This is a genomic window from Bradyrhizobium sp. (assembly GCF_049586575.1).
In the GTDB taxonomy this organism is placed as follows: Bacteria; Pseudomonadota; Alphaproteobacteria; order Rhizobiales; family Xanthobacteraceae; genus Bradyrhizobium.
Genome location: NZ_JBAVCF010000667.1, coordinates 1 through 5643, shown reverse-complemented (window position 1 = coordinate 5643; position 5643 = coordinate 1). Strand labels below are relative to the sequence as shown.

5 protein-coding genes are annotated in these 5643 nt (G+C 59.0%); 3 read left to right on the top strand and 2 right to left on the bottom strand.

Annotated features, from left to right (window positions below; all coding sequences use genetic code 11):
- Window positions 1-201 (top strand): hypothetical protein (locus WB528_RS24505; protein WP_423891558.1); only part of this gene is annotated, 201 nt, incomplete at its 5' end.
- On the opposite strand, the gene WB528_RS24500 is transcribed toward WB528_RS24505, so the two are convergent.
- Window positions 198-1508, bottom strand: coding sequence for a TAXI family TRAP transporter solute-binding subunit (locus WB528_RS24500; RefSeq protein WP_423891556.1), 1311 nt, complete (start codon window positions 1506-1508; stop codon window positions 198-200). The genes WB528_RS24505 and WB528_RS24500 overlap by 4 nt on opposite strands.
- 529 nt (window positions 1509-2037) lie before the next feature.
- Between WB528_RS24500 and WB528_RS24495 the strand changes: the two genes are divergently transcribed.
- Together WB528_RS24495 and WB528_RS24490 are read left to right on the top strand one after the other, a co-directional pair.
- Window positions 2038-2985, top strand: a complete 948-nt coding sequence (locus WB528_RS24495; RefSeq protein ID WP_423891554.1) for a Bug family tripartite tricarboxylate transporter substrate binding protein — start codon at window positions 2038-2040, stop codon at window positions 2983-2985.
- Window positions 2986-3621: 636 nt separating this feature from the next.
- Window positions 3622-4461 carry a hypothetical protein gene (locus WB528_RS24490; RefSeq protein ID WP_423891552.1) on the top strand — a complete coding sequence of 280 codons (840 nt, stop codon included), beginning with the start codon at window positions 3622-3624 and terminating at the stop codon, window positions 4459-4461.
- Window positions 4462-5401: 940 nt separating this feature from the next.
- Here the strand turns inward: WB528_RS24490 and WB528_RS24485 are convergent.
- Window positions 5402-5643, bottom strand: a 242-nt coding sequence (locus WB528_RS24485; protein ID WP_423891550.1) for a hypothetical protein, incomplete at its 5' end; no start/stop codon positions are given.

Here is a 5643-nt window from a genome sequence, read left to right as displayed (position 1 = left end):
GGATTAACCTTATTCCGCATCCCACAGCTAATGTGGTTGATCCCAGCATGTCAGCGCAGCATCAGTCATTTTGCTGCACTAACTGGGTTCCGGGCAGGGGAAGAAGAGCCGCAGCGCAGCGAGACGTCGGTGAATCGCCTCATCTTCCATCGCTTTCAATGCAATCGCGGCCTGGTAAGCACCGCTTCCTTCGGGCGCTAGTGCGTGGTCGAGGCCTGCCACTGCAGAAATTCTTGAAACAGAGCTTCGCGATCGGCGGCATTGGCGGGTAGGGCCGGCTGTTTGTTCAAGAATGTCTGGAATTCGGTTTTCTGCTTCTGCTGCTGCTGCGCCTCGACCTGTTGCAACATATCTTGGGCGGCGCTGAAGCGGGTCCATCCGGGGACGGTCGCCGCCAAGTTCACGTCCCGCCATTTCGGATGGTACGGCGGGTGCTGAAACGTGTCCCAGCGACTAAACAGATACTGCACGAAGCGCTGAACTCTGTTGTAGTGATCGCTGTCCTTCGGCCAGTTGTAGACAGCCAGCACCGCCGGAACCGCAATGGTGTCGATGCTATCCTTGCCGTCGACCAGATTCGGATATTCTTTCTTGGTGAATTCGCCGAGCGTGTAATAGTCCTCGAACAGCTTGGTGAATGGGATGTTCACCAGATGCAGCCCGGAATGCGGCGGAATCTTTGAGAAGAAATCGACCGGCTTCGGTATCACCCGCGCGATGGCGTCGATCTCGCCTGATTTCAATTTCTCCAGAGCGCTCGACTGATCGATCATCACCTGCTGCACGTTGATTCCGAGCCGCTGGAACACGATGGTACCGGTCAGACTCGCGCCCGTTCCGGCTGGACCGAAATTGACCTTCTTGCCGCGCAAATCCTCCAGGCTGTGGACGTTGTCGCGCGCCAGAATGTGAAGCTCTGAGATCGGCAGCCGGATGATGTATTGGACGCGGCGTTCCAGGTGCGGCGTTTTGCGGACCGTGCGAAAATACTCGAACACATCGGACTGCGTGATCGCCAAGTCCACTCCACGAAGGTACAAGAGATCGTCAAGATTTGACCCCGCGCCGAAGGACACAATCGGCAGAACGCGGAGCTTGTCGCCGTCGTCAAGAGCTGACGCGATTTCGGCGGCAAGGCGCATGTAGGTGCCGGTGAAAAGACCGCCGACGAGGCCGACGGTTGAGTCGTTCTTCTTTTCGCGCAACGCGCTTTCGGTACCGCCTTGCGACAAAGAGCTCGGCACCTGTTGAGCTGCAAGTTGAGAACTGAAGAAACCGATTGCCAACGCGACCAAGCACGCAGCAACATAGCGATTACGCATGATTTCCCTCGTGACGTCGGGCACGTGGCCCGTTTGCCGAGTTTTGCAGGTCAGTCCGTCATGGCACGGCGCGCACTTCAGAAGCACGCTGGCAACTGTGTTTAGCCTAACCCTCGTATTTGACGTTCTTCTCACAGCCACGTCGCAATTGTGCGCAGGAATTGTGGCCAGCCTGCGACGCCGCACCGGATCATTCCATTTGCATCCCAATCAATTCTAGCAATAGATGATGTTAATTTATGGGTTATTGGTGAAACTTAGCAGCACTTGGTTGTTTGTTTTGTGAAATGCGTTGATTTTTAGGGTGGTTATGTAATGACGGCGGCAGAACGTGATTTTGCCACAAAGTACAGTCACACTGTTGGTGAGATGGTGACACTATTTGGGCGACTGTTAGCGAGCGGAAAATTTGGGTCGCTGAAGTGCTAACAAGTGTGAAGTGCAAGATCAGTGCTCGCGCTCGCCGGGTTTGGGTGAAATTGGTCATGCCTCACCCGATCTAGTTTATGGTTTTCCTCATAACAAGCTGAGAATTGGCAAAGCGCACGGTTAGTAGATTCGACATTTGCGCCGGCCGCGCGGCCTACATCGGCGTTGCGACATGGCGAGTGCGCGCAGACCCGTCTCGCTTGCGGAAGACTTTGCGCCAAATCCAGGCGGGGAATTCAAGCAGGAGGATGGAAGATTCATGTTGAGGAATAGGACTATCGCAGTTGTGGCCGCCGTTTTGGCGGCGGTCGGGGTCGCGCGTGCGAGCAATTGGCCGACGCGGCCGATAACTATGGTGGTGCCGTTCGCTGCCGGCGGTCCGACGGACGTCGTCGGTCGTATCCTGGCCGCACGTCTGGGCGACATACTTAAAGAGCAGGTGATCGTGGTCAACGTCGGTGGCGCAGGCGGAATGACGGGCGCCGAACGGGTCGCGCGCGCAAAACCTGACGGCTACGAAGTGCTGCTTGGGACCGTCGGCACGCAGGCTTACAGCCAGACGCTCTACAAAAAGCCGCTTTACAGCGCGACCAAGGATTTCGCGTCCGTTGTCCTCGTCGCCGAACAACCGCTTGTGCTAGTGGTGCGGAAGAATTTTCCGGCCAGGTCGCTCAAAGAGTTTGCCGCTTATGCCAAGGCGAATGCTGCAAAGCTGTCCTTCGGCTCGGGAGGAGCCGGCTCGGCGACCCATCTTGGCTGTGTGCTGTTGAACTCGAAGCTTGGCATCAAAGTTCAACATGTCCCCTATCGCGGCTCGGCGCCGGCGCTGCAAGACCTGATGGCCGGCCGCATCGATTATTTGTGTGACGCGGTGTCTACCGAGCTTTCGCCAATCAAGGGCGGGAACGTGAAACCCATCGCCATGTTGACGGTGCGACGCTCCGCGGTGCTGGCCGACGTGCCGACCGCGACAGAGCAGGGTTTCGCTGTCGACGCCAACAACTGGATCGGCCTGTTCTTTCCGAGGGGAACGTCGGAGGCCATCATCCATCACCTGCGGGATGCGACCGTCGCGGCGATGAACACCCCGGCGCTGCGTGCGCGCATGGAAACGATCGGCACGGACCTTGTTGCCGCCGACCGCACCAGCTCCAGCTATCTCCAACATTACGTCGCCAGCCAGATCAAGAAATGGGCGACGCCGATTAAGGAAAGCGGCGTAACGGTCGATTGACGCGGTTTGGAGCGACAACGCGAGAACATCCGGCGCGATAAGCCGCGCGATCCAAAAGGCTGTCCAAACTAACCAGGCAAATGAGGCGAGCAGGAAAAGGGGAGATTCGGAACACCGGCGGTATGGATTCGACCGCGAGGCGAGGAGACCAGTATGAGTACGCCGTTCCCACCAAACAGCAGACTGAAGGGGCTCTCGGCATATGCACCGCCGCGCCTACGAGACCGCGCATTATCCCAAAGTCCCGCTGAGATTGCGGAGATGTTGGCGCAGTCCGAGGCGGCGCAGGCAGACGCAGAACAGACCGAGCGTAATCAGACACCAGAGGCGGACTCGAGCCGTGCGAAGGAAGCCGGGACCGAGAAAGACGCACTGGATTGGCTTGATGACGCGATCCGCGCGGTCATCGAGCTTGAGCATGTATCGCCTAGCCATGTGGAATCCGATCCGCCCGCTCCGCCTCCATCGTCGGTAACGCGGAGGCCCGATGAGACCGATGACTGGCCCCCATCAGGCGCGCGGCGGTCGGACGGCACACTGTTCCGAAATGCGCGACCGCGTCCTCCAGGACTTGAAATGGAGATTGTACCGCCGCCACCGCCCCCAGAGAGCGGCCGGCTTGGCCAGATCCTGCGAATGTCATTCGCTATCGTCGTTGCGGCGATCGTGGCTTACGGGGTGACTCGGTTCTATCCATCCCGGCCGGGCGCACCGCGCCTGGAAGGCTCGAACAACCGCATCGCGGAGGTCCCGTCTCAGCAGACAGAGGCCAAGGCCCAAATACCCTCGCGATTGGTTGTCGAAGACCAACAAGCGTTCGCGAACGAGCCCGTCTCCCTTGCGGTCAATGTCGAGCACGCCCTGGGCAACGAATCCCTGCTGCTGGACGGGCTGGCTCAGGGCACGACGCTATCAGCTGGAACGTCGGCAGGTCCGTCCGGCTGGCAGTTGCCGCCCGACAAGCTCACTGGGCTTTATCTGTATGCGCCGAAAGATTTTGTCGGCGTGATGAACACGACTGTCAAACTGCTGGATCCCGACAAGCGGCTGCTTGACAGCCGGGCCATGCAGCTCAAGTGGATATCGAAAACACCCCGGCAGACACCACAGCCGGCTCTGGCCTCAGCCGGCAATGAGGCGCCGGCGGGCCTTGGCATCAATCCCACGCTGCCTAACACTCCGGCTGTTAGGCCGATCGATCCCAGCGACGCTGCGATGCTGATGCAGCGGGGTCGCGACTCCCTGGCGACCGGCGATATCTCGGCGGCACGGGTCGCCTTCCGCCGCCTGGCCGATGCCGGTATGCCCGATGCCGCTTTGGCGCTCGCCAACACCTACGATCCTACCTACCTCGCGGCTCACAACGTCGTCGGCGGGCTCGGCGACCGCGGCATGGCGCGCACCCTGTACCAACGGGCGAGGGCGTTGGGCTCGGCGGAGGCCGGTCGAATCCTCGCGCGCATGGGTCCCAATTAAATCTCTCTGCCCTTCATGGCGGCTGCAAATTGCAAAACGAAACGCCGAATCGGCGCGGTTCCCGCATTGCGGTTCACCGAGGGTGTGCGCCCACAGCGGCTAAGCCCTGCAGATCAAGACGATTGGACTTAGTCTGCGTTATCCAACCTCCTGCTGGCGCCCAATAGTGTTTTAAGGGTTGATAGAAATTTATCGTTCTTTGGATGATCTGCTAGGTGTGTTACCGGCACCAGTCCCCAAATCTCGGCACACGCAGATTGGAAAGAGTGTACGTCTGTCACATCAAAGATCCTGCTGGCCAGGAGTTTCCCATACCTCTCAATTGAAAACCTGATGTGCATGTAAGCGCCCTTTCACCAATTGAATTTTGATCTGTCAAGCGAGGGAAGATTTTAGCAGAAAATCGGAGCGCACTATGAGAAGTCCAACAAAAAGCCTCGCCGGAGCGGGGCAGTATTGGATGCGGCTTTTATGTGGAGTAGGGAGTACGACGCATAGGCGCTATGGGCAGCCGATACACAGCGATTGCCGCTCTTGCTCAGGGCACCCGAAATTGTCCAGCCTTCACGACAAAGTTTGCTTGCCTTCTCGGGTAGCAGGATCGGTCCGTAATCCTTACCGTCGTCATCGTCCTGCAGCCAAATACGGCCGTGCTCGGGCGCGTCTGAGCCCCGCGCAACGAAGAGAGCCGCGACTCGGGCGGCCTGCAGCAGCCGACCCCTAAACGGAGAGAGTCCCGAATCTTTGGACGCCTGATCGTACAATCGGGACCTGTGGTACAAAGCAACAGCGGGCCCGTTGCAGCGCAACCAGGGAAAAACGTGTCGCCTCAGCTCACTCTGGACTAACGTCCCACGCGCTGAAGAACACCGTCGTCGCGCACCCATAAGTCGGGACAGCGGTTCCTGCAGCCGAGAGCGCGAAAGTTGCCTGGCGACGATCAGAGCGCTGCAACGGATTCCTCGGCCAGCTTGTCCGACAAGTAAGCCTCGGCCGCCAAATCGAACGCTGGACCTTCGTCCCCGGCGACGTCGGCCCCGAGATAGCCAAGCGCAATCAACTTCTTTCGCTCGACCGGACCGAGACGCACTTTGGCGATCGCGATACTCCGCCGGCGCCGCTCTCGCGTGCGCGCCATTCGTTCCCTTGCCGATGGCCGGTCCATGACTGATAAAGGATAGC

Excerpts from the sequence above, each read along its gene's own strand:
- WB528_RS24490 (WP_423891552.1), top strand. The coding sequence starts at position 3,622 with ATGTCATTCGCTATCGTCGTTGCGGCGATCGTGGCTTACGGGGTGACT.